Below are 26,318 nucleotides of genomic sequence, written 5' to 3'. Positions count from 1 at the left end.
GGCAGAAATGCTCAAGGTGCGCTCGTCATCGTGCGGGTTGGCGGGTGCGGCTCCGGATCACGCAGGATTGCGCTCGACCGAAGATCACTCCAGGTCGATAGCCTGTACATTGCCGGATGTTGAGACTTAAGACGAGCGCCCGTTGTTAAAGTCACCTGAACATCGAGAAAGATATTGAGAGGCGTCACACAAAAGCCGAACAAAAGTGTAGACGAATCCATGTAGGTGGACTTTAGCCAGACTGAAAAACAGCGCCGTACCACAGGAACTTTTTCTCGTCGGCTCGCTCAGCCACGGGCCTTGCAGCTGGATATTTTTTAAACAATTCAGTTAAAAGTTGCTCGAAAAAGAATCAACGCCTACAATTTTTTTTGCTTCTTGCGTCACGTCAGTTTTACTTACTACAAGTAATGGGTAGTATGTACGCCGGCTATTTCCTCAATCGGAGGAGATAGCTACTTAATAGAAAGTCCTTGAAGGGGAACACGATGAACAACGTTCTGAAATTCTCTGCTCTGGCTCTGGCCGCAGTTCTGGCTACCGGTTGCAGCAGCGCATCGAAAGAAACCGAAGCACGTCTGACCGCTACTGAAGACGCAGCTGCTCGCTCCCAGGCTCGTGCAGACGAAGCTTACCGTAAAGCTGATGAAGCTCTGGCTGCTGCTCAAAAAGCACAACAGACTGCTGACGAAGCTAACGAGCGTGCTCTGCGCATGCTGGACAAAGCTAGCCGCAAGTAATAATCCTTCGGGATTGTTATCAAGCCGACCCATTTTTTGGGTCGGCTTTTTTATTGCCCGGCGTTTCTCCAGGCAATAAAAAACCCGTCGACGCGGTCAGCGTCGACGGGCTCTTTGCCAGCGTTACTGCAGCGGGTCGATCGGCATGCTGGACACCATCGGCGCAACGCCGTTGCCCGGCACAGCGATCTCGACCGGCAGGCCGTCTTCAGCGGCGACCACATCACGCACCACATCCCAGTTCATGCGCAGGTTGTTGGTGATGTCTTCGCGCTTGAGCATCGCATTGATGACCGCAGTGTGCTTGTCGACCACCGACGGGTTGCCCTTGTCGTCCAGCGGCGTATGCGCCTCCAGATAGACCTTGCCGCCACTCAGGCCGAACTTGTACGGGTCGTTGATGATCCGCACCGACGTACCGACCGGCACCATGCCCGCCATTTCCAGCACGTTGTTGTTGAACATGCGGAAGCAACCGTGGCTGGTGCGCATGCCGATGCCGAACTTCTTGTTCGAACCGTGGATCAGGTAGCCCGGCGTGCCCAGGGTGAACTTGAACGGCCCCAGCGGGTTGTCAGGGCCGGCCGGCACGACGTTGGGCAGCGGATCACCGTCGGCTGCGTGCTCGGCCTTGATCGAAGCCGGAGGCGTCCAGGTAGGGTTCGGGGTCTTGGCGGTGATGCTGGTGTGGGCAATCGGCGAACCCCAGCCTTCACGACCGATACCCAGCGGGAACGTGTACACCACGTTCTTGCCTTTGGGGTAGTAGTAGAGGCGGTACTCGGCCAGGTTGATCACGATGCCTTCACGCGGGCCTGGTGGCAGGATGAAGCGGGTGGGCAGGATGATTTCCGTGCCGGCGCCAGGCAACCAGGCATCGACACCCGGGTTGGCCGCGACCATTTCCGTATAGCCCAGATCATAGGCGGTACCAAGGTCGGCGAAGGTATCTTCGTATTTGGCCTTGATCACCTGCACCTGGCCGATGATGTCCTCACCTGGCGGTGGCAGGGGAAACTCCAATGCTGCGACCGGGCCGGCCACAAAGAGGGCGGCAAGAGTCAGGCAGCGGGTGACGGCAGGAAAACGCGGCAACATCCGGAAAATCCTTCGCATGATCAACAGAGGGTATAAGAACGCGATTGTACACCGCTGTCCGTTATTTCGGGGAGATGGCCCGATTGCAGGCACTGTAAGGCGATTTTACGAATATTCTCGCTCCCACATTGGGTCCCCTGGCCACTGAAGATCCCTGTGGGAGCGGGCTTGCTCGGGTGGTATTCGCCTTGCTGAAAGGGCAAAGCGAATATCAGCCAAAAGCCAGTTGAGGGCTTTCCCTCAACCATAGAATCTCCCACAGGGGATTGGGTATACCTGTGAGAAATTGGCCGGCTGGCAGGCCGCCTCGACTCCCGGCGGGTCAAAGCTCGAACCGCAACTCCGGCCAGATCGGCGACGTCCCACGCTTCTGCGACTCAAGAATGGCCCGACACAGCGAACACAAACGCTGGTCCTGAAACACCCGGCGATCAACACTCGACCAGCGAGGCGAAGCCGGCAACAGACTGCCACACAGGGTCCGGTCCGCCGAGCCGCCCAACTCCAGCTGACGGGTCACCAGATGCACCCGCACTTCCTGGCAGGCGAACAGATCCAGCTGTTCGTCAGGCTCGATCAGTTGGTAGGCAAATAGTGACCAGGCGGGACGCGGCATCGGGGGCTCCAAATCGGGGGCGCCACCTTAGCCGAAAGCCTGCGTCTAGAAAAGTGTCATAACAGCGGTTTTAGGGTAGGCCAGACATTTTCCAGCAACTTGTCCTGGGCCCCGGCCGCCGGGTGTATGCCGTCGGCCTGCATCAAGTCCGGATGGCCGCCCACGCCGTCGAGGAAAAACGGCACCAACGGGATCTTTTTCTCGTCGGCCAGGTTGCTATAGACCTCGGCGAACGCCTTGGTGTAACGCGCACCGTAATTGGGTGGCAATTGCATGCCGAGCAGCAACACCTTGGCACCGCTGGCCCGAGAGCTGTCGATCATCGAAGCAAGATTTTGTTGCAATTGAGTTGGCAGCATTCCGCGCAGGCCGTCATTGCCGCCCAACTCGAGGATCACCAGCTCCGGTTTATGCTCTGCAAGCAGCGCGGGCAGGCGCGCCTGGCCTCCGGCACTGGTGTCGCCACTGATGGACGCATTGATCACTTTGTCGTCGAAACCTTCGCGCCTGAGCCGTTGCTCAAGCAGCGACACCCACCCCAGCCGGGTATCCAGCCCGAAACCGGCGCTGATACTATCGCCAACGATCAGGACTGTACCCGCCGCTGCGTTTTGGGCCATGCACATCAAGGCCAGGCCAGCACTCAAAAACCACACACGCATCGGACTCTCCATGGGCGCAAGCATTCTCATCGCGAAGGACCTTAGCAAAGTGGTTCCCAGCGCGGAAGGTGAACTGACCATCCTGCACCAACTCAGCCTGGAACTGAACAAGGGCGACAGCCTGGCCATCGTCGGCGCTTCCGGCTCCGGCAAGTCCACCCTGCTGGGCCTGCTCGCCGGCCTCGACCTGCCGAGCAGCGGCGAAGTCACTCTCGCCGGGCAAGGCCTGAGCAACCTCGATGAAGACCAGCGTGCGCGCATCCGCGCCGAGCACGTGGGTTTTGTCTTTCAATCGTTTCAGCTGCTCGACAGTCTCAATGCCCTGGAAAACGTCATGCTGCCGCTGGAGCTCGATGGCCGCAAAGACGCCCGCGAACGCGCCACCCAATTGCTGCAACGGGTGGGACTGGGCAAACGCCTGACTCACTCGCCGCGCCAGCTCTCCGGCGGCGAGCAACAACGCGTGGCGATTGCCCGCGCGTTTGCCGCCGAGCCCGATGTGCTGTTCGCCGACGAACCGACCGGCAACCTCGACAGCCACACCGGCGAGCGCATCAGCGACTTGCTGTTCGAGCTCAACCAGGAACGCGGCACGACCCTGGTGCTGGTGACTCACGATGAACGCCTGGCCCATCGCTGCCGGCGCCTGATCCGTCTTGAAGCCGGCCTGCTGGTCGCCCCTCTGGAGCCTTGATGGCACGTCTGCCGCTGTTGCGCCTGTTCAGTCTCGCCATCCGCCAATTGCTGCGCGATGCACGTGCCGGTGAATTGCGCGTGTTGTTCTTCGCCTTGCTGGTGGCCGTGGCCGCCAGCACCGCCATTGGCTATTTCGGTGCCCGTCTGAACGGCGCCATGATGTTGCGCGCTACCGAATTCCTCGGTGCCGACCTGCTGCTCGAAGGCAGTTCGCCTGCGCGTCCCGAACAGATCAGAAGCGGCACCGAACTGGGCCTGGAGTACGCCCAAGTGGTGGAGTTCTCCAGCGTCATCGCCACCGACAACGGCATTCAACTGTCCAGCATCAAGGCGGCCGATGACACCTACCCGCTACGGGGCGAATTGAAAAGCGCGCCCGCCCCCTTCGCCACGGAAACAGTCGGCGGCGGACCGCAACCCGGTGAAGCCTGGGTCGAGGCACGCCTGCTGACCGCCCTGAACCTGAAGATCGGCGACAGCATCGATGTCGGCATGAAAACCCTGAAACTGGCGCGGGTGCTGACCTACGAACCCGATCGCGCCGGCAATTTCTACAGCCTGACGCCACGGGTGCTGATCAACCTCGACGACCTTGCGGCCACCGGCGTGGTGCAGCCCGGCAGCCGGGTCAGCTATCGCGAACTGTGGCGAGGCAACGCTCAGGCACTCGAGACCTATCGGCAACTGATCAAACCGGGGCTCGCCGCCAACCAGCGCCTGCAGGACGCCCGCGACGGCAATCGACAGATCGGTGGCGCCCTGGGCAAGGCCGAGCGCTACCTGAACATGGCCAGCCTGGTAGCGGTGTTGCTGTCCGGCGTGGCGGTGGCGTTGTCGGCAACCCGTTTCGCCACTCGCCGGTTCGATGCCAGTGCCTTGCTGCGCTGTCTCGGGCTGTCGCGCCGGGAAACCATGGTGTTGTTCAGCCTGCAACTGACCGTGCTCGGGTTGCTGGCCAGCATCAGCGGCGCCCTCCTCGGCTGGCTCGCACAGCTGGGCTTGTTTGCCCTGCTACATGACTTGTTGCCGACCGATGTGCCTCCGGGCGGGCTGTTTCCGGCCATTGCCGGGATCGGCACCGGGCTGGTGGCGCTGGCCGGTTTCGCCTTGCCGCCACTGGCAGCTCTGGGCCGGGTTCCGCCATTGCGCGTGCTGCGCCGGGACATGCTGCCGATCCCTTCCAGCACCTGGATGGTCTATGGCGCAGCGCTGGGCGCCCTCGGCCTGATCATGTGGCGCTTGAGCCTGGACCTGGTGCTGACCTTTGCCTTGCTTGGCGGCGGCGTGGTTGCTGCGCTGGTGCTGGGCGGCCTGTTGTTGCTGCTGTTGAAAAGTCTGCGGCGCATGCTTGCCCGTGCGTCCTTGCCCTGGCGCCTGGGACTGGGCCAACTGCTGCGCCATCCCCTCGCTGCCGCCGGGCAGTCCCTGGCATTCGGCCTGATTCTGCTGTCGATGGCGCTGATTGCGCTGCTGCGCGGCGAGTTGCTGGACACCTGGCAGAACCAGCTGCCGAAGAACGCGCCAAACTATTTCGCGCTGAACATCCTGCCGGCGGACAAACAGGCCTTCATCGATCACCTGATCGCCGTGTCGGCGCAATCGGCGCCGCTGTACCCGGTGGTGCCGGGGCGCTTGATAAGCATCAACGGTGAACCGGTGCAGCAAATCGTCACCAAGGAATCGGCGGGCGATCGGGCGATCCAGCGCGACCTGAGCCTGACCTGGGCCGCGGACCTGCCGGCGGGCAACAAACTCACGGCCGGCAATTGGTGGAACGACAAGGCACCGGACGATGTTCCCGGCGTGTCGGTGGAAGGCAAGGTCGCCGAAAGCCTGAAAATCAAACTCGGCGACCATCTGGTTTTCAGCGTTGGCGGGATCAATCGCGAGGCGAAAGTCACCAGCCTGCGGGAGATCAACTGGGACAACTTCCAGCCGAACTTCTTCATGATCTTCCAGCCCGGCACCCTCAAGGATCTGCCGGCGACCTACCTGACCAGTTTCTATCTGGCACCGGGTCACGACCAGCAGATTGTCGACCTGTCCCGAGCTTTCCCGGCGGTGACCATCCTGCAGGTCGAAGCCTTGCTGGAGCAACTGCGCAGCATCCTCGCCCAGGTGACCCTGGCGGTGGAGTACGTGTTGTTGTTCGTGTTGGCGGCGGGGATGGCGGTGCTGTTCTCCGGCCTGCAAGCGACACTGGATGAACGCATTCGCCAGGGTGCGCTGTTGCGAGCGCTGGGGGCGGAGCGACAATTGCTTGTCAAGGCGCGGCGCATCGAGTTCGGTTTGCTGGGCGCCGTCAGTGGCTTGCTGGCCGCGCTGGGTTCGGAAGTGGTGAGTTGGGTGCTCTACCGCTACGCCTTTGACCTGCCGTGGCATCCGCATCCATGGCTGTTATTGCTGCCACTGCTGGGCGCCGTGCTCATTGGTGGTGCCGGGGTGTTCGGCACCCGTCGGGCGTTGAACGCCAGCCCGCTGACAGTCCTGCGCGAGGGTTGATAGACTCCTGCCATCCTCACCACAAGAAGCTGTCATGAGCCGTTACCGCCCTCCCCGCACTGCCGGCACCGCGCTGATCACCCCCGAGGGTGAAGCGCGGATGCGCGCCGAGTTCCATGAGCTGTGGCATGTTCGTCGGCCCCAGGTTACCCAGGCTGTCAGCGAAGCCGCGGCCCAGGGTGATCGCTCGGAGAACGCCGAATACACCTATGGCAAAAAGATGCTGCGAGAGATCGACAGCCGCGTGCGTTTTCTCACCAAACGCCTGGAAGCGCTCAAGGTTGTCAGCGAAAAGCCCAGCGATCCGAACAAGGTCTATTTCGGTGCCTGGGTCACGATCGAAGACGAGGATGGCAAAGAGTCGCGCTACCGCATTGTCGGGCCCGATGAACTGGACCTCAAACAGGGCCTGATCAGCATCGACTCGCCCCTGGCCCGCGCGCTGATCGGCAAGGCACTGGACGCCGAAGTCCGGGTCCAGACACCGACCGGTGAACAGTGTGTGTACATTGTGGCAATCGACTATCCGTGAGCCTTAACGCCGGGTAATCAACCCTTGCCGGGCAACGCGGGTCAGTTGCCGGATCACTTCAGGCGCATCTTCGAGGCTGGGGGACTGAATCACTGCCAGATCGAAACTGTCGTCGGCGAAACGAGCGAGGGACTCACCGTCTTCGACAAACTGGATCAGGAAGGCAGCGGGACCGCCGGTACGACGTGGCCAGCCATCGAGATAACGCAAGAGCGTCGGCTGATGTTTGCCGCCAAGCAGGATTTTTGGATTGCGCTGGGTCAGGTGTGCCGTGATCGGCGCGGGACGTACAACGGGGTTTAGTGCATTCATTGTGTCGTGTCTCTGCCTCAAAAGTCTGCATGGCAGGTGAGAGGCAACACCGAACCAGCGCTTTAGCGGTATTTCGAAGCCTGTTCCGGCTTCTATCGGCAACTGGATGAGTCACCTGGCGCCCCGCAAGTAGCTGTTTAAATCGGCGCATGAGCAACATCCTAGAGAAGCTGACTGGACAGTGTCAAGAATGACGCTCAACAAAAAAAGGCCCGCACAATGCGGGCCTTTTCGTTGAGCCAGAGCGGTCAACCGGCAATGGCACGGTCCGCCGAGAGTTTGCCCGCACCTTCGATCAATACCGCGATACTGCCACCGAGCAACGCCAGGGCGAATTCATAACCGTTGTTGGCCATGAACAGACCGTTGCTGATGTGCACCGAGAAAATCGCGACCAGCGACAGGAAGATCAGGCCCAGCGCGGCCGGGCGAACCAGCAAGCCGATGATCAGGGCCAGGCCGGCGAAGAATTCGGTGCCGCCCGCCAGTGCCGCCATCAGGTAACCCGGCGTCAGTCCGATGCTTTCCATGTACTGCGCGGTTCCAGCCAGACCATAGCCGCCGAATGCCCCGAAGAGTTTCTGCGAGCCGTGAGCGGCGAAAATAATGCCGACCACGATGCGCAGAACAGTCAGGCCATAGCCAGCGCGGGTGGACAGTACCTTGTTGATCAGAGTGCTCATGCTGTTTCATTCCTTGTAAGTGTGTGTTGGTTGGCCGCTATATTAATCAGTAATTCACATGTTAAAAGCGTAAAAAACCCATAATAACAATCAGATTAGTTGATCATTTGCGTGAGGCAACCTTTTGCCCCTGGGGCTCCAACGACTCCCGCTCCCGATCGAACGCCAAGTAATACTTGTTCACGCTATTAACATAGCTGACAGGCCCCATACCCACTTGCTCCATGGCCACGCGTTCGACCTGGAAGAACCACTGGTTGGGATTCAAGCCTCGCCGCCGGGCTTCGGTGCGCATGCCCTGAACCCGCTCCGGCCCGATGTTGTAGGCCGCCAGCACGAAGGCCATGCGTTCGCGCTCGTTGAGTTTAGGGCTGGCAAAGAACTTGCGCCGGATCATCGCCAGGTACTTGGCCCCGGCCTGCACATTACCGTCTACGTCCTGAATATTGCTGACCCCCACCCGCTGCGCCGCAGAAGGCGTGATCTGCATCAGGCCGGTCGGGCTGCCGCCACTGCGGGCGGTGGGCTGCAACGCTGACTCCTTGAAGGCCAGCGCCGCCAGGTTCAGCCAGTCCATGCCCTGGGCATCGGCGTGTTTCTGCAGCACCGGGCGGAGTTTTTCCAGGCGCTGCCGATCCGCCTTGGCCAATGGATAGTGCACTTGATAGAGACGACGATAGATGCGCAGGAATGCAGCGTCCTGATCCGATGGTTTTTTGTAGACGGTGAGGAAGCGATTGATGCTGGCCCGCAGCATCGACGCATCGCGGCGCACGAACCAGAACTCTTCGCCTGGCTCACTGATGACGACCTGCTTGTCGAAACGCAGCTTGGGCAGGATCTTGCCCCAGCGTTCGGCAATCGGTTGCTCGACGATGGTCAGGTGAAAGATACCGCCCTGGACCATCTCCAGTACGTCCTCGACGGCAAGGCTCGGATCGACCCACTCGACGTTGACCGGTGGCAGTTTGTGCAGGGCGAGCTTTTGATTGATCTGGCTGACGGCATCCCCGGCGGCGCTGCCGGCGGGTAATGCCAGGGTCTTGCCGGAAAGCTGTTCAAGCCGGGTGTAACGGCGTTCGCCCTTGATGCCCACCAGGACCAACGGGATGTTGCTGGCAATCGGCTCACTGGTGCTGACGGCGAACCCCGGTTGCAGATCGAGCAACTCGCCTGGCGCCACCAGATCGCCCTCCCCGCGCTGCAAGGCGCCGAGCAGTTGATCCTTGGCCTTGGGAATGATCTTGAGGGTGATTTCCTGACCGTCACGGGCGTGGCCGTTGAGGTATTGCTCGAACGCTCTCAGGCGATGGTATTCAACCCCGATCGCCTGCCCCTGGACTTCGCCGGAACTGTTGCGGCTCTGGTTGACCAACACCCGCAGCACACGGCTGCTGCGAATTTCGGCAAGGTCGCGCACCTTGCTGGCCGGTACGGCTTGCAGCGGCCCGGGCAGACGCGCGACCGCCGTCATCGGCAGTAGCAGCGAACAACACAGCAGTAGCAAAACCGAGGGACGAATCATCCACTCTCCGGAAAGAATAGGAGGCCGCTTCAATGAAGCGCGGCGACAAAAACAGGGCGCCCAGGGCGCTGACAACGCACGAAAGACTGGCACAATGATGGCAAAACTACCAACCCAGCCTGGTCCACGGCTCAAGAGACAGCGTTAACCCGTTGTAGTTCTTGGCTTTTCTTATAAATCCACGGCTCTGATATGCTTTCCGGCCTTTGGGCCGAGGTAGTACCATGCAACTCATCGATATCGGCGTCAACCTGACCAACGCCAGTTTTGCCGACAAACACCAGGCCGTACTCGATCGCGCCTACGCAGCCGGCGTGTGCCAACTGGTGCTGACCGGCACCAGTGTCGAGGGCAGTGAACAGGCCCTCGAACTGTGCCGGCAACTGGACGAAAGCGCCCAGCGCCTGTTCGCCACCGCCGGTATTCACCCTCACTGCGCCAGCGACTGGAACGCCGACAGCGCCCGACGTTTGCGCACTTTGCTCAACGAGCCGAATGTGGTGGCCGTGGGTGAATGCGGGCTGGATTTCAACCGTGATTTCTCGCCGCGCCCGCAGCAGGAAAAGGTCCTGGAAGAACATCTGGCCATGGCCGTTGAATTGCAGCTGCCGGTTTTTCTGCACGAACGCGACGCCAGCCAGCGATTGCTGGAAATCCTGCGCGACTTCCGCGATCGACTGCCGGCCGCGGTGGTGCACTGCTTCACTGGCGAACAGAAGGCGCTGTACAGCTACCTCGACCTCGATCTGCACATCGGCATCACCGGCTGGATCTGCGACGAGCGCCGGGGCACGCATTTGCATCCGTTGGTCAAGGAGATCAAGCGCGGGCGCCTGATGCTCGAAAGCGATGCACCGTATCTGCTACCGCGCAGCCTTCGCCCCAAGCCGAAAAACGGGCGAAACGAGCCGGCGTACCTGACCGAAGTATTGCGCGAAGTGGCGCTGCATCGCGGGGAAAGCCAGGAAGACCTGGCGGCGCACACCACCGCGTGCGCACGGGCGTTCTACGGCTTGCCATCAATCCCACAGTAAACACAGAACCCTCTGTGGGATCGCCGCACCGCCGCTCCCACATTGACCTGTATCAAAATCCGAATTCTGCATGGCGGCACAATACTGGCACCTTGCCAAAACTGTTTCCGCTATCAGAGAAGACCTCCATGGGTGCCTGGCTTAGCAATATCTCGCTGAAATACAAATTCTGGGCGGTCAATGCCGTCGCGTTCGTCACCACCCTGTTGTTAGTGCTGTACGCGGTGCAGCTTGAACAGCAGGCCCGTAGTCATGCGTCCCAGGCCTCGGCCCAGGCACAAGCGCGATTGCTGGGTGACTGGCCTGCCGCGCAGCCGCTACCCAGAGCCCATAACCTCCTGACATTCAGTCGCGGACAGGCGCCGTCACTGGATGGACAACCCGTGCTCGAACTCACCGACTCAAACGGCTGGGTCGAGATCAACTCGATGCCGCTGTTCGGTGACAATCCGTTGATGGGTGCCGAAGTGTTTACCCGTGCCGACGGCCAGCAGGTCGCCGTAATTGCCCACGGCCCAAGCCTGAGTCAGGTATTCAGCGAGCGCTTCGCCAACTACGCGCTGGCCGTGTTCATCCTGATGCTGGCAATGCTCGGCGCATCGCAGTTATTGATCCGCTTCTTACTCAGCCAGCTCAACACTTTGAAAGACGTCATGTTGCACGTGGAGAAAAGCGGCGACCTGTCGGCCCGCGTGCCATTGGCTTGCAGCGACGAAGTCGGGCAAATGGCCAACGCCTTCAACGCCATGCAGGCCGGTTATCAACGGGTGGTCAACACCGTCGCCAGCACCGCCCGACAACTGGACATCGGCGCCGCACGGCTGGCGGCCAGCATGAATGACGTGCGCCACGGCATGCTGGGCCAGCAAAGCGAAACCGATCAGGCCGCCACGGCGATCAATGAAATGACCGCCACGGTCTATCACATCGCCCAACACGCGGGTGCCACCCGTGACCTTTCGCAATCGGCCAATACCCTGGCCGGCAGCGGGCAAGAGGTCGTGACGCGGGTGCAGCGCTCGATTGCCGGACTGTCAACCGGTGTCCAGCAGACCGCCGAGATGATTCAACGCCTGGCCGAGGACAGCCAGAAGATCAATGGCGTGGTCAACGTGATTCACAGCATCGCCGAGCAGACCAACCTGTTGGCATTGAACGCCGCCATCGAAGCGGCCCGGGCCGGCGAGATGGGTCGCGGTTTCGCGGTGGTCGCCGATGAAGTACGCAACCTCGCCAAACGCGTGCAGGCCTCCACGGATGAAATAACGATCATGGTGTCGGCATTGCAAGCTGGCACGCGGGACGCCGTGGATTTCATGCAAGAGAGCTCGTTCAAGGCCGACGACTGCGTACAACAGGCGCAAGAGGCCGGCGCGGCATTGGCCGAGATCACCAGCGCGGTGGCGCAGATGCGTGAAAGCAACACGCAGATCGCGGTGGCGGCCGAGCAGCAGAGCCAGGTGGCGGAAGAGATGAACCGGGCGGTAGTGAGCATCCGTGACGTGACCGAGAACACGGTGCAGCAGACGGTGACGTCGGCGACCACCAGCAATGAGTTGGCGGCGTTGGCCGGGGAGTTGAGCAAGGCTATCGGTCAGCTCAAACTTTGAGGGCCCTTTCGCGAGCAAGCCCGCTCCCACAGGTGACCGCGTTCTTTCATTGGAATACGGTCAAAATGTGGGAGCGGGCTTGCTCGCGAAGGCGTCAGAACCGGCACCATCTTTTCCAGTCATGGCTCCTATCAAGCCAATAGCCAGCCTTGATTCGCCGCCAGCATAGACCGGGCCTATTCTTCTTACATGTGTTCAACATGGATCGAGGATCGGCATCATGGGCAAACGTCACCCCAACCTACCCGCCTGGCAATGGCGAGCGTACCCGAACAATCATCAGCACCCGACCAATCTGGTGCTGCACCTGATCGCGGTGCCGCTGTTCATCGTGGCATTTCTGCTGATTGTGTCCGGGGTGTTCAGCCTGAGCCTGGCAAACATCGCTATCGGCGTGATCGGAGTGATTGCGGCGCTGGCCTTGCAACGCCACGGCCACAGCCTGGAGACCCAAGCCTCCGAACCCTTCAGTGATCGCAAGGATGCGGTATCGCGCCTGTTGGTCGAGCAGTTCCTGACGTTTCCGCGGTTCTTCCTCAGCGGTGGCTGGTGGCGCGCCTGGCGTGAGCGCCACCGCCGTCACTGATCAGGCGAACACGGTCACCGTCTGCCGGCTCATGGCGATCAACCGGCCATCCGCGCTCCACATTTTTGCGGCGGCATGCCCGTAGCCGTCGGCGGCGTATTCGGTTTCGACGAGGTATTTGCACCAGTCCAGGGTGGTCAGTTCCAGCAACGGCTGCACGAATTCGATGGTCCAGGTCAGCGTGCTGCCCATCGCCGGCTTCTTCAAAAACGGCATCAGGGCCGGCGGCCAGGCGTCCACCAGCGCCAGGATATGCGCCTCGCCGATAGCTTCCTCCTTTACGTCGCCGCGCAAGCGTACCCAGCCGCCCATTTGCCGGGATGTGCTACCGCTGAACGGCAACCCGCCGACACTCCAGCGCATCGCCAGATGGCGCATGAACTCCGGGATGACGCCTTCGACGAAAGGCAATTCCTGGCATTCGTCCCAGTGCTTCATTTCCGGTGCCGGCTCAGCGGCCACCGCCACTTCCGAAGGGCGCGAGGCGCCGAAGCTGCCCTGGATCAACGTCACCACCTGGCCCTTCTGCACCGCCCGGCCCAGCACTTGGCTGACGGCCTTGCCTTCGCGCAATACGTCGACTTCAAAACTGACCGGTACTTCGGGCTCAACCGGGCCGACAAAGGTGATCGCCAACGAACGCACCGGCCGATCCGCCGGAACCCGGGCGCGCATGGCTTCGTACTGCAAAGCCACCACCACGCCACCGAAACTGGCGCGACCCTGGCCCCAGGAGGCCGGAATAGACAGCTCCAGCGGCTGGCTACGGACAGCGTCAAGCAGTTCGGAAAAACGCATGAAAACCTCAGGGGTCGGAAAAAGATGAGGGGATCTTAACCATCTGGCGAGATGGATACATCGCCTATTCCGGACAAATTGACTGACAGATAAGTCGCGCAGGTTTCATATCGAACATAAAACCCTGTGGGAGCGGGCTTGCTCGCGAAGAGGCCATCAGCCTAAGCATCAATGCTGACTGACACACCGCTTTCGCGAGCAAGCCCGCTCCCACATTTGATCGGTGGTGATCAGGATTTGAAGCAGTCGCGGCTGAGTTTTTCCAGCACCCGGTCCGCACGGCTTTCCGCCTCGGCCATGGTGGCTTGCCACACTGCAACACAGGGCTGCAAATCCGCTTCCCGTTCGGACATGGCCAACCATTGCACGCAATCATGCCAGTCGCCCAGCGCGCCCTGGGCCGATTTCAACCGGGGCATGGCCGCTTTCGGCAAACGGTCCAGCTCGGGGTAAGCGTCGATGCCATAGCGCACGCGCTTGATCAGCAAGCGCAGCCGATGACGGTCATGGGTCGGATCGTGCAGTGCCTCGTCGAGTTTTTTCCACTGCTTGCCCAGGCGTTTCTGGATACGCTTGCGCAGGCCCTTGAGCAGTCCCTGGCGCTGGGCGGCACGCAGAAAACGCGGAAAAGCATCGAGGACGATCAGCATTTGCGCGAGCTCGGGGCTGGCAGCCACGGCCGGATAGGCCTCGGCCATTTGCGCCATGCGCCACTGTGCGGCTTGGGGTTGATGGTGCTGGAGCAAGTACGCCGCCAGCACTTCGCGATCACGCAACGGTGTGGTCAGATCCCCCACCCGGGAGGCCGCCGCTTCCAGTTGTTCGACGCCAGGCAGCCCGCGCAAAGGTCGTAGCAGGCTGCGCAACCGCCGCATGGTTGTGCGCAGGTCGTGTAACGCTTCAGGATCAGTACGCTCTTTCAAACGGGCCTGACAGGCCAGCAGACGAACTTCCAGGCCCAGAATCTGAGCCACCAAGCGATCGATCATGGGGGTTTACTCCGTAAACAGCGCCAGGTTGCAAGCTCCAGGTTGCAAGCTCCAGGCTGCAAGCTCGATGGGTCTCGCAATTTTCAGCTTAGAGCTTGTAGCCGCCTTTCGCTTTCAACGCCCCGCGCGCGACTCACGAATATAGAAACGGGCCTTCTCGGCTTTTTTGGTGCAGCCTTCGAACCCCTCGAATTGCTGCTGGGTCTTGGCTGCGGTCAACAGCGACAAGGCCTTGGAGTAGCTGACGGTCCCGGCGAAACCTTCAGCCTTGGCCAGGTCCAGCTCATGCCACGCGGCATCCAGGTTACTCCCGCAACTGTCGCGATATGCGGTTTTGCCGGCACAACCGGCGAGTGCCAGGGCAATCAATGGCAAGCAGATCCAGGCTTTCATCACTCATTCCTCAAAGATAGGTCAACAGTCGTGCAGGTAAGACGGTGTGGCACCTGAAAAGTGCCGTTGGTCCGCTATGCAACTATAGCGCTGACGAGAATAACCATGTGCCGCCATGGAGTGTCGAAAATACGACGCACTTGTCCCCTCGAACGACCATGGCGATTGAAGCATGACCCTCGATGGGTGCATTGTTGAACCATTCAAACGAGGGCGATCCATGAAAAAGCGTGTCGCACTGGTATTGGGCTCGGGTGGAGCCCGGGGTTATGCGCATATCGGCGTCATTGAAGAGATCGAACGGCGCGGCTATGACATTGCCTGTGTCGCCGGTTGCTCCATGGGCGCGGTGGTGGGCGGGATCTACGCCGCCGGCAAACTCAATGATTACCGCGACTGGATCGAGAGCCTGGATTATCTCGACGTGTTGCGCCTGGTGGACGTCAGTTTCCGTCTGGGGGCGATTCGTGGCGAAAAAGTCTTCGGGCAGATCCGCAAGATCGTCGGAGAGATCAACATCGAAGATTTGCGTATCCCCTACACCGCCGTGGCCGCCGACCTGACCAACCAGCAGGAAATCTGGTTCCAGGAAGGTTGCCTGCATCAGGCCATGCGCGCCTCGGCAGCGATTCCCAGCCTGTTTACTCCGGTGATGCAGGGCAACCGCATGCTGGTCGATGGCGGCATTCTCAACCCGCTGCCGATCGTGCCGGTGGTGTCGAGTCATTGCGACTTGATCATTGCGGTCAACCTCAACTCCACCAACCAGCGCCACTATCAATTGCCGGTCATCCAGCGTCCCGCCGCCTTCAAGATCCGCTTCGACAGCCTGATCAATTCCCTGGGCTCGAAGCTGCCGTTCCGCCGCAAACAGGCCGAGCAATTGTTGATCCTCGAGCAGGAAGCCCTGAGGGCCGAAGGGGCGGACATCAATCCGTGGATCGAATCCGCCGAGCCCGAAGCGCAGCAACCCGCCGCCGCTCCGGAAGCCAGTGGCGCGCCCCGCTCCGCCACCGGTTCGTTCATCATCGACAACGTCGGGCCAGCGTCCTTGCTGGATTTGATCAACCAGAGTTTCGAGGTGATGCAGACGTCGCTGGCGCAATACAAAATTGCCGGGTATCCGCCGGACATCCTGATCAACGTGCCCAAGCGCGTGTGCCGGTTTTTCGAGTTCTACAAGGCGCCGGAGCTGATCGCGCTGGGACGGGAGATTGCGCGGGATACGCTGGATCGGTATGAGAATGAGCAGAATTGAAAGTCTGAAAGTTCTCGGGTGACTACCAGAGCCACTTCGCGATCCGACTTGCCCGCGAAAGCGCCAGATCAGTCACCACAAAATTTCAAAACTATTCACTCAACAACCGATACCCCACCCCCGCCTCGGTGACGATAAACCTTGGCCGGGTCGGGTCATCCGCCAGTTTCTGGCGCAAGTGCCCGACCACGATGCGCAGGTAGTGAGTGTCTTCGGTGTGGGTCGGTCCCCAGATGTCCTTGAGCAATTGCTGCTGGGTGATCACCCGCCCGGGATGCCGTGCCAGTTGCGCCAGCACGGCGTACTCCTTGCGGGTCAGCGCGACTTCGACATCGTCGAGCAACACCCGGCGATACGCCAGGTCGACCGTCAACGGACCGAAGCTCAGCGCCGCCTGTTGCACCTCGCCTGCGGGCGCCTGGCGTAATAACGCCCGGATCCGCGCCAGGAACTCCTGAATGCCGAATGGCTTGGTCACGTAGTCATTGGCGCCGCCATCCAGGGCCTCGACTTTCTGCCCTTCACCGGCGCGCACGGAGAGCACCAGCACCGGCACCGTCGACCACTCGCGAAAGTCGCGCAATACCTGTTGGCCGTCCATGTCCGGCAAGCCAAGATCGAGCACCAGCAAGTCCGGTTTGTTCAACGCCGCTTGCGCCAATCCTTCACTGCCGGTACCCGCCTCCAGCACTTTGTAGCCCTGGGAAGCGAGGCTGATGCGCAGGAACTTGCGGATCTGCGGTTCGTCGTCAATGACCAAAATGGTCGCGGTCTGGCTCATGAATTCACATCAAAACAAAGAAGTTGCAAGAGAGTAGCGCAAGCGCGGTCAGGCTTCACTTTCGTATCCCGGCTGAGCCTGTAGCGGCAAGTGCAACGTGATGCAGGTGCCGCGCCCCTCGATGCCGTCGGCGACGCTGATGCGCCCGCCATGGGCACCGACCATGCCCTGACAAATCGCCAGCCCCAGCCCGGTACCCTGCCCGCCACGATCCCCCCGGGCCGCGGTGTAGAACATGTCGAAAATCTTCGCCCGTTCCTCTTCCGGTATCCCCGGGCCCTCATCGCAGACCGAGAAAAACAGCTCACTGTCATCGGCCCCGGCGCGCAGTTGCAAGCGCCCGTGGGGTGGCGAAAACCGCGCGGCGTTTTCCATCACGTTAATCAGGGCCTGTTCGATCAGCGCGGCATGCACATACAGCAGCGGTAACTCGGCCGGCACCTCGGTAGTGACCTGCAACGGCGCAAGAACTGCCCGCAGGCGATTGAGCGCGCTGCCGACGATATCCGCCGGTGACACCCAGTCCCGCGCCAGCTTCAGGGCTCCGTGGCCGAGGCGGGTCATGTCGAGCAGGTTTTGAATGTAGCGGTCCAGGCGCTCGGCTTCATCGCGGGTGCCCTCAAGCAACTCACGCCGGTCCTCCAGCGGGATCGCTTCACCCAGGGCCAGCAGGCTATCGATACTGCCGCGCATGGACGTCAACGGAGTGCGCAAATCGTGGGACACCGAAGCCAGCAAGGCGCTGCGCAGTTGCTCGGTTTCGCCGTGCAGCCGCGCCGCTTCCAGATCATCGGCCAGTTGCGCCCGGGCCAGCGCCTGGGCCAGCGGCTGGCTCAGCGCGGTCAACAAGCGTCGGCGCTGGCCGCTCAGGGTCTGGCCTTCCCTGGCGCACACGCCAAGCAACGCCAGCGGGCCGTCTTCCACCGACAATGGCCACCACCACCAGCGGCCGAACGGTAATGTACCGGTGCCCGCACCCGCGGGTTGATCGTGCTGCCAGGCCCAGTCGGCGGCGGCGCGCTCGGCTTCGCTGAACTCCAGCGGGCCACCGGTTTCGACTTTCCAGCCACTCTGCCCATCGCGATTGAGCAGGCACAGTTGCACATCGCTCCAACCGTTGAGGTGCTGGGCGGCCGCACTGACCACGGCCTGGCGGTCGGTGGCGGCAGTCAGTTTGCGTGACAGGTCGAGCAATTCAGTGGTCTCTTCCTGGGTATCGCGCAGCGCCTGCAATTGCCTGCGCTGGCGCGCCGCGAGGTTGCCGGTGAGGGCCGCCATCAACAGGAAAAACAGCAAGGTCAGCACGTCTTCTTCGCGCTGTATGCTGAAAGAAAAAGTCGGTGGAATGAACAGGAAGTCATAGGTCAGGAACGACAGCGCCGCACAGGCCAACGCCGGACCGAGGCTGCTGCGCACCGCCACCAGCAACACCGCCGCAAGGAACACCAGAGAGATATTCGGCAATGGCAGCACGCTCGCCACAGCCCAGGCCAGGGCGCTGGCCAGTACCGTCGCGACCACGGCCAATGCGTAGTCGAACCAGACCAGTGAATGCATCGACCGCTGATGGGGTTGCAGCTGTTGGTGATCGCTGTCGAGAACATTGATCTCCAGCCCGCGCGCATTGCGCAGCAGTCGCGCCGCCAACCCACCACCGAACAGACGCCGGCGCAACCGCGGCCGGGACTGGCCGACCAGCACCAGGCTGGCGCGGCGTTCAGCTGCATGCTGGATCAGGGTTTTCGCCACTTCACCGGCGCGCAGCAACACCACCTCGCCGCCCAGGCGCTCGGCCAGTTGCTGGGCACTCTGCAGACGCAGGCGTGACTGCTCGTCACGCACGCTGCCGTTGTCCACGTGCACCAGGCTCCAGGGCAGGTGCCGCCGCTGGGCCACACGACTGGCATGACGCACCAGGCGCTCGGCCTGGGCATCGCCGTCGACCCCCACCAGCAAACGCCCGCGCACGGCCGGCGCCGCTTGCCCCAACTGACGATACCCTTGGGCCAGATCGTTATCGACCTGCGCCGCCGCGGTTTGCATCGCCAGTTCGCGCAGGGCTGTCAGGTTGGTCTGGGAAAAGAACGCGTCGATGGCCGCCCGCGCCTGCTCCGGTACATAGACCTTGCCATCGCGCAGACGCTCGAGCAGCTCCCGTGGAGGCAAGTCGATCAGCAGCAATTCATAGGCTTCCTGCAATACCCAGTCCGGCAGGGTTTCGCGGACCTGCACGCCGGTGATGCCGCGCACCTGGTCGTTGAGGCTTTCCAGGTGCTGAACGTTGACCGTGGTGTACACATCGATGCCGGCGGCGAGCAGTTCCTGAATGTCCTGCCAGCGTTTTTCGTGACGACTGCCGGGTGCGTTGGTGTGCGCCAGTTCGTCGACCAGCACCAGCTTCGGCTTGGCGAGGAGCAGACCGTCGAGGTCCATTTCTTCAAGCAACACGCCACGGTACTCGGAACGTACCAACGGCTGCTGCGACAAGCCGCCGAGCAGTGCTTCGGTTTCCGCCCGGCCATGGGTTTCGACGACGCCGGCAATGACTTTCACCCCTTGGCGCAACTGGGTGTGGGCCGCTTGCAGCATGGCGTAGGTCTTGCCGACACCTGGCGCGGCACCGAGAAATACCTTGAGCCGGCCACGGCCATCGCGGGGCAGGTCTGCTAACAGCGCGTCGGCGCGGCCGGAGTTGCTCATGCTTGGAGTTCTCGTCTTTCAGATGTTGATGTAGTGATTGTCAAACCGTCTTCGCGAGCAAGCCCGCTCCCACAGGAGTACGCACTCCAATTGTGGGAGCGGGCGCAGCACCACGGACCTAAAGCTTTTCCAGCGCCCGATTCAACTCAAGCACATTCACCACCGGCGGGCCTATCAGTGGCTGTTCGATGTGGGCGTCCAGCAGTTGTTGCAGCGTCGCTACCGGCAGGTTGCGCGCCGTCGCGACACGCGCCAGTTGATAGGCAATCGCCGCCGGTGGCAAGTGCGGATCGAGACCACTGCCGGACGTAGTGACCAGCGCCAGGGGCACCGGTCCCTGGCCGGGCACCAGCAGCTTGCCGGCATCTTCGAGTACCCGCGTCGCCAGCGCCGGGTTGCTCGGCGACAGGTTGCTGGCACTGCTCGACACGGTGGCAAAGGCACCGGCCGAAGGACGCGGGTGGAACCAGGCGTCGCCGACGAAATTCTGGGCGATCAGCGAGGAGCCGCGAACCTTGCCCTCGGCATCCCGCACCAGGCTGCCGTTGGCCTGATCCGGGAACGCGACCTGGGCCACGCCGGTGACCACCAGTGGATAAGCGACCCCGGTGATCAGCGTCATCAGGACCAGCAGGCTCAGGGCCGGGCGTATCAATGTGGACATATCAAAATCCTCGAATTCACAGGAAAAACCTGTGGGGGTGTCAGGTCAAACCAGATGAAACGCCGTCAACAGCATGTCGATCGCCTTGATGCCCACGAACGGCACCAGGATCCCGCCCAGGCCATAGATCAGCAGGTTGCGCCGCAGCAACGCCGCCGCACTCGCCGCCTGCACGCGCACACCGCGCAATGCCAGGGGAATCAGCACCACTATGATCAACGCGTTGAAAACGATCGCCGACAGAATCGCGCTCTGCGGACTGCTCAGTTGCATCACGTTGAGCACGCCCAGTTGCGGGTAGATCGCGGCGAACAGTGCCGGAAGGATCGCAAAGTACTTGGCCACGTCATTGGCGATGGAAAAGGTCGTCAGCGCCCCACGGGTGACCAGCAATTCCTTGCCGATCTGCACCACGTCCAGCAGCTTGGTCGGGTCGCTGTCGAGGTCGACCATGTTGGCCGCTTCACGGGCCGCTTGCGTGCCGTCGTTCATCGCCATGCCGACGTCCGCCTGGGCCAGGGCCGGGGCGTCGTTGGCTCCGTCGCCGCACATGGCGACCAGACGACCGTCGTTTTGCTCGTGACGAATGCGCGCCAGTTTTTTCTCCGGAGTGGCTTCCGCCAACACATCGTCCACACCCGCCTCGGCTGCGATGGCAGCGGCGGTCAACGGATTGTCGCCGGTGACCATGACGGTGCGGATTCCCAGCTTGCGCAACTCGGCGAAACGCTCGCGGATACCGGGTTTGACCACGTCCTTGAGGTGGATCGCCCCGAGCAACTTGCCGTCGGCACACACCAGCAACGGGGTGCCGCCGCTTTGGGCGATCTTGTCGATTTCACGGGACAACGGTGCAGCCAGATCAGCGCGCTTGAGGCCCACGAACGCCAACAACGAATCCACCGCGCCCTTGCGGTACACGCGCCCTTGATAGTCGACACCGGACAAGCGGGTTTCAGCACTGAACGGCACAGCGGTCAACAGCTCGGCGGATGGCTCCGCCTGAGGGTGAAGGCCACGCAAGTACTCGACGATGGACTTGCCTTCAGCAGTGTCATCGGCCAGCGAGGCAAACAATGCGCCTTCAGCCAGTTCCTTGGCAGTGACGCCAGGAGCGGCATATACCGCCGAGCAACGACGGTTACCGAAGGTGATGGTGCCGGTCTTGTCCAGCAGCAGCACGTGCACGTCCCCCGCCGCTTCCACCGCACGACCGGACTTGGCGATCACGTTCAGGCGCACCAGGCGATCCATCCCGGCGATACCGATGGCAGACAACAAGCCGCCGATGGTGGTCGGAATCAACGTGACCAACAACGCCACCAGGAACACCAGCGGTAGGCTGCCATTGGCGAAGTGGGCGAACGGTTGCAGGGTAACGACCACCAGCAGGAAGATCAGGGTCAGGCCGATCAGCAGGATATCGAGCGCCACTTCGTTCGGGGTTTTCTGGCGTTTGGCGCCTTCGACCAGGGCGATCATGCGGTCCAGGGTCGACTCACCGGGGTTGGCGGTGATCTTCACCAGCAGCCAGTCCGATACCAACCGTGTGTTGCCGGTGACGGCCGAGCGGTCGCCACCGGACTCACGGATCACCGGCGCCGATTCACCGGTAATCGCCGCTTCATTGACCGCCGCGATGCCTTCGATCACCTCGCCGTCACCGGGGATCATCTCCCCCGCTTCGACGCGCACCACATCGCCTTTACGCAGGTTGGCGGCGGGCACCACCTGAAAGCTGCCGTTGCCGGTCTTGCGCCGGGCGCTGAGGCCTTCGCTGCCGGCCTTGAGGCTGTCGGCGCGAGCCTTGCCGCGACCTTCGGCCAGGGCCTCGGCGAAGTTGGCGAACAGTACGGTGAACCATAGCCACACAGCGATTTGCGCGGCGACGAAAGTCGGCACCGCCGTGTCAGGAATAAAGCACAGCACGGTGGTCAGGATCGCGGTGAGTTCAACGACCAGCATCACCGGCGCACGTTGCAATTGCCGTGGATCGAGCTTGACGAAGGCTTGCACCAGCGCCGGACGCCACAGGGCCGAGATCGCGGTTTTCGGTTGTTCCGGTGCCTTTACGGTGGCCGGTTTAATTACGGGCATATTCATCAAATAGTCCTCAGAAGCCCATACTCAGATGTTCAGCAATCGGGCCCAGCGCCAAGGTCGGCAGGAATGTCAGGCCACCCACCAGCAAAATGGTCACAGTCAGCAGGGTTACGAACAGCGGGCCGTGGGTCGGGAAGCTGTTCTGGCCAATCGGTGCGGTTTTCTTCATCGCCAGGCTGCCGGCCAGGGCCAGAACCGGGAGGATGTAGCCGAAGCGACCAATCAACATGCCCAGGCCCAGCATCAGGTTGTGAAACGGCGTGTTGGCACCGAAGCCACCGAACGCCGAACCGTTGTTGGCACTGGCCGAGGTATAGGCGTAGAGCAACTGACTGAATCCGTGAGATCCAGGGTTGCTCACCGCAGCCACCGGGCCTGGCAGGCTGGCGGCGATCGCACCAAGCACCAACACGCCAATCGGCATGACCATGAGGGTCACCACCAGCAATTGCACTTCTTTGGCTTGCAGTTTCTTGCCGAGGTATTCCGGGGTACGGCCGATCATCAGGCCGGCGAGGAACACCGCGATCAGCACGTTGAGCAACATGCCGTAGAGCCCGGCGCCGACGCCGCCGAAGATCACTTCGCCCACCATCATGTTGACCAGCGCCACCATGCCGCTCAGCGGGTTGAGGCTGTCGTGCATGCCGTTCACCGAACCGTTGGACGCGGCCGTGGTGGTCACCGACCACAACACAGTGGCGGTAGTGCCGAAGCGCGCTTCCTTGCCTTCCAGCGGCGCGGTCTGTTCGACGGAGACATTGTTCAGGGCCGGGTTCGGCTGGTATTCGGCCCACAGCGAAGTCGCGCCGCCGATCAGGAACAACGCCAGCATGCAGGCGATGATCGCGCGGCTCTGCCGCAAGTCCTTCACGTAATGGCCGAAGGTGAACACCAGCGCGACGGGGATCAGAATGATCGAGGCCATTTCGAACAGGTTGCTCCAGGCCGTCGGGTTCTCGAACGGATGCGCCGAGTTGACGCCGAAGAAACCGCCACCGTTGGTGCCCAATTGCTTGATCGCAATCTGACTGGCAGCAGGTCCCAGCGGAATCACTTGGTCTACACCCTGCATCGTCACCGCATTCACGTACTGCGCGAAAGTTTGCGGCACGCCCTGCCAGACCAGATACAGCGCCAGCAGCAGGCACAGCGGCAGCAAGCCGTAGAGGGTGGCACGGGTCATGTCGACCCAGAAGTTGCCCAGGGTCCGGGTGGATTTGCGACCGATACCGCGACACAGCGCGACCAGTACCGCCAGGCCGGTGGCGGCGCTGACGAAGTTTTGCACGGTGAGGCCGACCATCTGGCTCAGGTAACTCAGGGACGCTTCGCCGCTATAGGCCTGCCAGTTGGTGTTGGTCATGAAGCTGACAGCGGTGTTGAACGCCAGCGTCCACTCCTGACCCGGCAGGTTCTGTGGATTGAGCGGCAGGTGGTCCTGGAACAGCAGGATCGTGAACAGCAGCAGGAAACCCGCGAGGTTGAAGGCGAGCAAGGCCAGTGTGTACTTCTGCCAGCTCTGTTCAGCCTGCGGATCGACGCCGGCCAGACGATAACAACCGCGTTCGACCGGACCGAGAACCGGCGTCAGCCAGGTGCGCTGCCCTTCCATCACCTTGTAGTAGAAGCGCCCGAGAAACGGCGCCGGGACCAATACCAGGGCGAAAAACCCGAGGATCAGCCAATAGTCATAACTGTGCATAGCCGCTCCTAGTTCCGGTCCGCGCGCAGCAGCGCAACCAACAGATAAATGAACAGCCCCACTGCCAGCAGCAGCGACACCCCGTCCAGAACGCTCATGGAAGTTCTCCGTGTTACGGCGTATTGCCGCGTGTGGAGTCATTGTCGGAAAGGAGGCTGTAAAGGAACGAGACCGAGGGTGCCTGCGGGACATAAAGAAAGCGTAAATAGTGGGTTTATGGCTTTGTTACAGCGAGGTTTGATGGCGCATGCGCGGGCCACATCGCGATCCCACATTGGAGATGCGTCAGCCCATACAACATGGCTCCACTGTAGGAGCGAGCTTGCTCGCGATGGCGGCACAACAGACAACAACGCACCCAACTGGCGCATCAAAAAGCATGCATCCAGCAGCGATCATCCCCGATACGACAGCTTTCAGCGCTTTACGACGCAACATCACAAAATGGCACGCCCACTGCACCGGCCTCCCCCGAGCGTTCCAAACCACTCAGGGAGCAAACCCATGAACACACAACTCAAACCCACGCTGGGCACCTTGCACCTGTGGGGCATTGCGGTCGGGCTGGTGATTTCCGGAGAGTATTTCGGCTGGAGCTATGGATGGGGCGTGGCCGGAACCCTGGGCTTTCTGGTGACCTCTTTCATGGTCGCCACCATGTACACCTGCTTCATCTTCAGTTTCACCGAGCTGACGACCGCCATTCCCCACGCCGGCGGTCCATTTGCCTACAGTCGTCGCGCCTTTGGCGAGAAAGGCGGGTTGATCGCCGGGCTGGCGACTCTGATCGAATTCGTCTTCGCCCCACCGGCGATTGCCCTGGCCATCGGCGCCTACCTCAATGTCCAGTTTCCAGCCCTGGACCCGAAACACGCGGCAGTCGGTGCCTACATCGTATTCATGGGCCTCAATATCCTCGGCGTGAAACTGGCAGCCACCTTCGAACTGGTGGTCTGCGTGTTGGCTGTCGCTGAATTGCTGGTGTTCATGGGCGTGGTCGCCCCGGCATTCAGTTTCAGCAACTTCGCCCTCAATGGCTGGGCCGGCTCCGATGTTTTCGGTGCTCCGGCGATTGCCGGGATGTTCGCGGCGATCCCCTTTGCAATCTGGTTCTTCCTCGCCATCGAAGGCGCAGCCATGGCCGCCGAAGAAGCCAAGGACCCGAAACGCACGATTCCCAAGGCTTACATCAGTGGAATTCTGACCCTGGTGCTGCTGGCGATGGGCGTGATGTTTTTCGCCGGGGGCGTCGGCGACTGGCGTACCCTGTCGAACATCAACGACCCGCTGCCCCAGGCGATGAAAACCGTGGTTGGCGAAAGCTCGGGCTGGCTGCACATGCTGGTGTGGATCGGCCTGTTTGGACTGGTGGCGAGCTTCCACGGGATCATCCTTGGCTACTCGCGGCAGTTCTTCGCCCTCGCCCGGGCCGGTTACCTGCCGGCGTCCCTGTCCAGGCTGTCGCGCTTTCAAACCCCGCACCGGGCGATCATCGTCGGCGGTGTCATCGGCATCGCAGCCATCTACAGCGATGGCCTGATCAACCTTGGCGGCATGACGTTGACCGCCGCGATGATCACCATGGCCGTCTTCGGCGCTATCGTGATGTACATCATGAGCATGCTCAGCCTGTTCAAACTGCGTAAAACCGAGCCGAACCTGGAACGCACCTTCCGTGCCCCTTGCTACCCGCTGGTGCCGTTCATTGCACTGATGCTGGCCGTGGTGTGCCTGGTGGCGATGGCCTGGTTCAACACCTTGATCGGCGTGATTTTTCTGGGCTTCATGGCGGCAGGTTTCGTGTACTTCATGCTCACCGCACAACTGCGTGCCGACGCGCCGGCGGATGCGATGCTGACCGGACTGTGAAAGCGTTCGGGTAGACCTCGAGTAACAGGCATAGAATGGGGATGACAGCGATGGAACTGCGATGCAACCCCATCACTCAAAACGGTATGCACGATCGGTTGGCGACCCCTCGCCGACCGCCTGCTTTTCAAGGAGAGTCCTATGCCCTGGTATGCCTGGTTGATCCTGGTCGTTGCCATCGGCTCGATCGTTGGTGGTCTGATGCTGCTGCGCGACACCGCCAACAAGGTCGAACTGACCGAAGAACAACGCAAGCGCGTCGCCGAACGCAATGCGGAAATGGACGCCAAGGAAGCGCAGGACCGCTGACTGAAAACCCCGCCTTGAACGGCGGGGTTTGTTTTTGCGTGGCTTCCCCTGAAATCATGCCGCTTTGTACCCATATCGAAGCATCTGCATGCTTTTTAGACGTAGAAGTACAGTCACCATGCAATTTTCATTGGTTAATATGGGCCGCATTGA

The 26,318-nt window shown here is 61.4% G+C and carries 25 protein-coding genes; 10 read left to right on the top strand and 15 right to left on the bottom strand.

The window, feature by feature from the left end; all coding sequences use genetic code 11:
- Positions 1–488: 488 nt before the first annotated feature.
- The gene (oprI, locus tag PMI34_RS17205; RefSeq protein WP_003199355.1) at positions 489–740 is read left to right on the top strand and encodes an outer membrane lipoprotei OprI; all 252 of its coding nucleotides are present in this window, start codon (positions 489–491) and stop codon (positions 738–740) included.
- A gap of 123 nt (positions 741–863) precedes the next feature.
- On the opposite strand, the gene PMI34_RS17210 is transcribed toward oprI, so the two are convergent.
- The 3 genes from PMI34_RS17210 to PMI34_RS17220 form a co-directional block, all read right to left on the bottom strand.
- Complete coding sequence (locus PMI34_RS17210; protein WP_008049057.1) at positions 864–1,838, bottom strand: L,D-transpeptidase family protein; 975 nt, start codon at positions 1,836–1,838, stop codon at positions 864–866.
- Between the two features lie 322 nt (positions 1,839–2,160).
- Entirely contained in the window at positions 2,161–2,454 is a 294-nt protein-coding gene (locus tag PMI34_RS17215) for a hypothetical protein (protein ID WP_007991769.1), read from the bottom strand.
- Between the two features lie 56 nt (positions 2,455–2,510).
- Positions 2,511–3,116 carry an arylesterase gene (locus PMI34_RS17220; RefSeq protein WP_008049055.1) on the bottom strand — a complete coding sequence of 202 codons (606 nt, stop codon included), beginning with the start codon at positions 3,114–3,116 and terminating at the stop codon, positions 2,511–2,513.
- Between the two features lie 10 nt (positions 3,117–3,126).
- Here PMI34_RS17220 and PMI34_RS17225 point away from each other — a divergent pair, with 10 nt between their 5' ends.
- The 3 genes from PMI34_RS17225 to greB are packed head-to-tail and all read left to right on the top strand — an operon-like array spanning position 3,127 to position 6,846.
- Positions 3,127–3,810 carry an ABC transporter ATP-binding protein gene (locus PMI34_RS17225; protein ID WP_008049054.1) on the top strand — a complete coding sequence of 228 codons (684 nt, stop codon included), beginning with the start codon at positions 3,127–3,129 and terminating at the stop codon, positions 3,808–3,810.
- Positions 3,810–6,314, top strand: a complete 2,505-nt coding sequence (locus PMI34_RS17230; RefSeq protein ID WP_008049053.1) for an ABC transporter permease — start codon at positions 3,810–3,812, stop codon at positions 6,312–6,314. Before PMI34_RS17225 ends, PMI34_RS17230 begins: the two co-directional genes overlap by 1 nt.
- Positions 6,315–6,348: 34 nt before the next feature.
- Positions 6,349–6,846, top strand: coding sequence for a transcription elongation factor GreB (greB, locus tag PMI34_RS17235; RefSeq protein WP_007973570.1), 498 nt, complete (start codon positions 6,349–6,351; stop codon positions 6,844–6,846).
- 3 nt (positions 6,847–6,849) lie between these two features.
- Here greB and PMI34_RS17240 read toward each other — a convergent pair whose 3' ends face one another.
- From PMI34_RS17240 to PMI34_RS17250, 3 genes are all read right to left on the bottom strand, one after another.
- A complete protein-coding gene (locus PMI34_RS17240) occupies positions 6,850–7,158 on the bottom strand; it encodes a hypothetical protein (RefSeq protein ID WP_008001428.1) in 309 nt (102 codons plus the stop codon).
- 248 nt (positions 7,159–7,406) lie between these two features.
- Complete coding sequence (locus PMI34_RS17245) at positions 7,407–7,841, bottom strand: DoxX family protein (protein ID WP_008049052.1); 435 nt, start codon at positions 7,839–7,841, stop codon at positions 7,407–7,409.
- Between the two features lie 103 nt (positions 7,842–7,944).
- Positions 7,945–9,366 carry a transglycosylase SLT domain-containing protein gene (locus tag PMI34_RS17250; protein ID WP_008049051.1) on the bottom strand — a complete coding sequence of 474 codons (1,422 nt, stop codon included), beginning with the start codon at positions 9,364–9,366 and terminating at the stop codon, positions 7,945–7,947.
- Positions 9,367–9,590: 224 nt separating this feature from the next.
- On the opposite strand from PMI34_RS17250, the gene PMI34_RS17255 reads away from it, so the two are divergent.
- From PMI34_RS17255 to PMI34_RS17265, 3 genes are all read left to right on the top strand, one after another.
- Positions 9,591–10,400 carry a TatD family hydrolase gene (locus PMI34_RS17255; RefSeq protein ID WP_008049050.1) on the top strand — a complete coding sequence of 270 codons (810 nt, stop codon included), beginning with the start codon at positions 9,591–9,593 and terminating at the stop codon, positions 10,398–10,400.
- 128 nt (positions 10,401–10,528) lie between these two features.
- Entirely contained in the window at positions 10,529–12,010 is a 1,482-nt protein-coding gene (locus tag PMI34_RS17260) for a methyl-accepting chemotaxis protein (RefSeq protein ID WP_008049049.1), read from the top strand.
- 220 nt (positions 12,011–12,230) lie between these two features.
- Positions 12,231–12,596, top strand: coding sequence for an Mpo1-like protein (locus PMI34_RS17265; protein ID WP_008049048.1), 366 nt, complete (start codon positions 12,231–12,233; stop codon positions 12,594–12,596).
- Here the strand turns inward: PMI34_RS17265 and PMI34_RS17270 are convergent, their stop codons facing one another.
- The 3 genes from PMI34_RS17270 to PMI34_RS17280 form a co-directional block, all read right to left on the bottom strand.
- On the bottom strand, positions 12,597–13,394 hold the full coding sequence (locus PMI34_RS17270; protein ID WP_008049046.1) for an acyl-CoA thioesterase: 798 nt from the start codon (positions 13,392–13,394) through the stop codon (positions 12,597–12,599).
- 230 nt (positions 13,395–13,624) lie between these two features.
- The gene (locus PMI34_RS17275; RefSeq protein ID WP_008049045.1) at positions 13,625–14,383 is read right to left on the bottom strand and encodes a CHAD domain-containing protein; all 759 of its coding nucleotides are present in this window, start codon (positions 14,381–14,383) and stop codon (positions 13,625–13,627) included.
- A gap of 114 nt (positions 14,384–14,497) precedes the next feature.
- On the bottom strand, positions 14,498–14,776 hold the full coding sequence (locus tag PMI34_RS17280) for a hypothetical protein (protein ID WP_008049043.1): 279 nt from the start codon (positions 14,774–14,776) through the stop codon (positions 14,498–14,500).
- Positions 14,777–14,996: 220 nt separating this feature from the next.
- Here PMI34_RS17280 and PMI34_RS17285 point away from each other — a divergent pair, with 220 nt between their 5' ends.
- Positions 14,997–16,034: a patatin-like phospholipase family protein gene (locus tag PMI34_RS17285; protein ID WP_008049041.1), complete on the top strand. Its 1,038-nt coding sequence runs from the start codon at positions 14,997–14,999 to the stop codon at positions 16,032–16,034.
- A 91-nt stretch (positions 16,035–16,125) separates the two neighbouring features.
- On the opposite strand, the gene PMI34_RS17290 is transcribed toward PMI34_RS17285, so the two are convergent.
- The 6 genes from PMI34_RS17290 to kdpF all read right to left on the bottom strand — a co-directional run bounded on the left by PMI34_RS17290 (position 16,126) and on the right by kdpF (position 24,085).
- Positions 16,126–16,815, bottom strand: a complete 690-nt coding sequence (locus PMI34_RS17290) for a response regulator (protein ID WP_008049040.1) — start codon at positions 16,813–16,815, stop codon at positions 16,126–16,128.
- 48 nt (positions 16,816–16,863) lie between these two features.
- On the bottom strand, positions 16,864–19,515 hold the full coding sequence (locus tag PMI34_RS17295; protein ID WP_008049039.1) for a sensor histidine kinase: 2,652 nt from the start codon (positions 19,513–19,515) through the stop codon (positions 16,864–16,866).
- 118 nt (positions 19,516–19,633) lie between these two features.
- Positions 19,634–20,179, bottom strand: a complete 546-nt coding sequence (gene kdpC / locus PMI34_RS17300; protein WP_008049038.1) for a potassium-transporting ATPase subunit KdpC — start codon at positions 20,177–20,179, stop codon at positions 19,634–19,636.
- A 45-nt stretch (positions 20,180–20,224) separates the two neighbouring features.
- Positions 20,225–22,282 carry a potassium-transporting ATPase subunit KdpB gene (kdpB, locus tag PMI34_RS17305; RefSeq protein ID WP_008049037.1) on the bottom strand — a complete coding sequence of 686 codons (2,058 nt, stop codon included), beginning with the start codon at positions 22,280–22,282 and terminating at the stop codon, positions 20,225–20,227.
- Between the two features lie 10 nt (positions 22,283–22,292).
- The gene (gene kdpA, locus PMI34_RS17310) at positions 22,293–23,987 is read right to left on the bottom strand and encodes a potassium-transporting ATPase subunit KdpA (RefSeq protein WP_008049035.1); all 1,695 of its coding nucleotides are present in this window, start codon (positions 23,985–23,987) and stop codon (positions 22,293–22,295) included.
- 8 nt (positions 23,988–23,995) lie between these two features.
- The gene (kdpF, locus tag PMI34_RS28055; RefSeq protein WP_007899818.1) at positions 23,996–24,085 is read right to left on the bottom strand and encodes a K(+)-transporting ATPase subunit F; all 90 of its coding nucleotides are present in this window, start codon (positions 24,083–24,085) and stop codon (positions 23,996–23,998) included.
- 406 nt (positions 24,086–24,491) lie between these two features.
- Between kdpF and eat the strand changes: the two genes are divergently transcribed.
- Together eat and PMI34_RS28050 are read left to right on the top strand one after the other, a co-directional pair.
- A complete protein-coding gene (eat, locus tag PMI34_RS17315) occupies positions 24,492–25,856 on the top strand; it encodes an ethanolamine permease (protein WP_008049034.1) in 1,365 nt (454 codons plus the stop codon).
- Between the two features lie 141 nt (positions 25,857–25,997).
- Positions 25,998–26,165 carry a DUF2897 family protein gene (locus tag PMI34_RS28050; protein WP_007985427.1) on the top strand — a complete coding sequence of 56 codons (168 nt, stop codon included), beginning with the start codon at positions 25,998–26,000 and terminating at the stop codon, positions 26,163–26,165.
- The last annotated feature ends 153 nt before the right edge of the window (positions 26,166–26,318 follow it).

It is taken from the genome of Pseudomonas sp. GM74 (assembly GCF_000282455.1).
Lineage (GTDB): Bacteria > Pseudomonadota > Gammaproteobacteria > Pseudomonadales > Pseudomonadaceae > Aquipseudomonas.
This window is presented reverse-complemented; position numbering and strand designations above follow the sequence as displayed.

Coding starts and splice junctions, on each gene's coding strand:
- PMI34_RS17230 (WP_008049053.1), top strand. CDS start 3,810: ATGGCACGTCTGCCGCTGTTGCGCCTGTTCAGTCTCGCCATCCGCCAA.
- PMI34_RS17215 (WP_007991769.1), bottom strand. CDS start 2,454: ATGCCGCGTCCCGCCTGGTCACTATTTGCCTACCAACTGATCGAGCCT.
- PMI34_RS17250 (WP_008049051.1), bottom strand. CDS start 9,366: ATGATTCGTCCCTCGGTTTTGCTACTGCTGTGTTGTTCGCTGCTACTG.
- kdpA (WP_008049035.1), bottom strand. CDS start 23,987: ATGCACAGTTATGACTATTGGCTGATCCTCGGGTTTTTCGCCCTGGTA.
- PMI34_RS17240 (WP_008001428.1), bottom strand. CDS start 7,158: ATGAATGCACTAAACCCCGTTGTACGTCCCGCGCCGATCACGGCACAC.
- kdpB (WP_008049037.1), bottom strand. CDS start 22,282: ATGAATATGCCCGTAATTAAACCGGCCACCGTAAAGGCACCGGAACAA.
- PMI34_RS17280 (WP_008049043.1), bottom strand. CDS start 14,776: ATGAAAGCCTGGATCTGCTTGCCATTGATTGCCCTGGCACTCGCCGGT.
- PMI34_RS17220 (WP_008049055.1), bottom strand. CDS start 3,116: ATGCGTGTGTGGTTTTTGAGTGCTGGCCTGGCCTTGATGTGCATGGCC.
- PMI34_RS17265 (WP_008049048.1), top strand. CDS start 12,231: ATGGGCAAACGTCACCCCAACCTACCCGCCTGGCAATGGCGAGCGTAC.
- PMI34_RS17270 (WP_008049046.1), bottom strand. CDS start 13,394: ATGCGTTTTTCCGAACTGCTTGACGCTGTCCGTAGCCAGCCGCTGGAG.
- PMI34_RS17225 (WP_008049054.1), top strand. CDS start 3,127: ATGGGCGCAAGCATTCTCATCGCGAAGGACCTTAGCAAAGTGGTTCCC.
- greB (WP_007973570.1), top strand. CDS start 6,349: ATGAGCCGTTACCGCCCTCCCCGCACTGCCGGCACCGCGCTGATCACC.
- PMI34_RS17290 (WP_008049040.1), bottom strand. CDS start 16,815: ATGAGCCAGACCGCGACCATTTTGGTCATTGACGACGAACCGCAGATC.
- eat (WP_008049034.1), top strand. CDS start 24,492: ATGAACACACAACTCAAACCCACGCTGGGCACCTTGCACCTGTGGGGC.
- kdpC (WP_008049038.1), bottom strand. CDS start 20,179: ATGTCCACATTGATACGCCCGGCCCTGAGCCTGCTGGTCCTGATGACG.
- PMI34_RS17275 (WP_008049045.1), bottom strand. CDS start 14,383: ATGATCGATCGCTTGGTGGCTCAGATTCTGGGCCTGGAAGTTCGTCTG.
- PMI34_RS17295 (WP_008049039.1), bottom strand. CDS start 19,515: ATGAGCAACTCCGGCCGCGCCGACGCGCTGTTAGCAGACCTGCCCCGC.
- PMI34_RS17210 (WP_008049057.1), bottom strand. CDS start 1,838: ATGTTGCCGCGTTTTCCTGCCGTCACCCGCTGCCTGACTCTTGCCGCC.
- PMI34_RS17260 (WP_008049049.1), top strand. CDS start 10,529: ATGGGTGCCTGGCTTAGCAATATCTCGCTGAAATACAAATTCTGGGCG.
- PMI34_RS17255 (WP_008049050.1), top strand. CDS start 9,591: ATGCAACTCATCGATATCGGCGTCAACCTGACCAACGCCAGTTTTGCC.
- PMI34_RS17285 (WP_008049041.1), top strand. CDS start 14,997: ATGAAAAAGCGTGTCGCACTGGTATTGGGCTCGGGTGGAGCCCGGGGT.
- PMI34_RS17245 (WP_008049052.1), bottom strand. CDS start 7,841: ATGAGCACTCTGATCAACAAGGTACTGTCCACCCGCGCTGGCTATGGC.
- oprI (WP_003199355.1), top strand. CDS start 489: ATGAACAACGTTCTGAAATTCTCTGCTCTGGCTCTGGCCGCAGTTCTG.
- kdpF (WP_007899818.1), bottom strand. CDS start 24,085: ATGAGCGTTCTGGACGGGGTGTCGCTGCTGCTGGCAGTGGGGCTGTTC.
- PMI34_RS28050 (WP_007985427.1), top strand. CDS start 25,998: ATGCCCTGGTATGCCTGGTTGATCCTGGTCGTTGCCATCGGCTCGATC.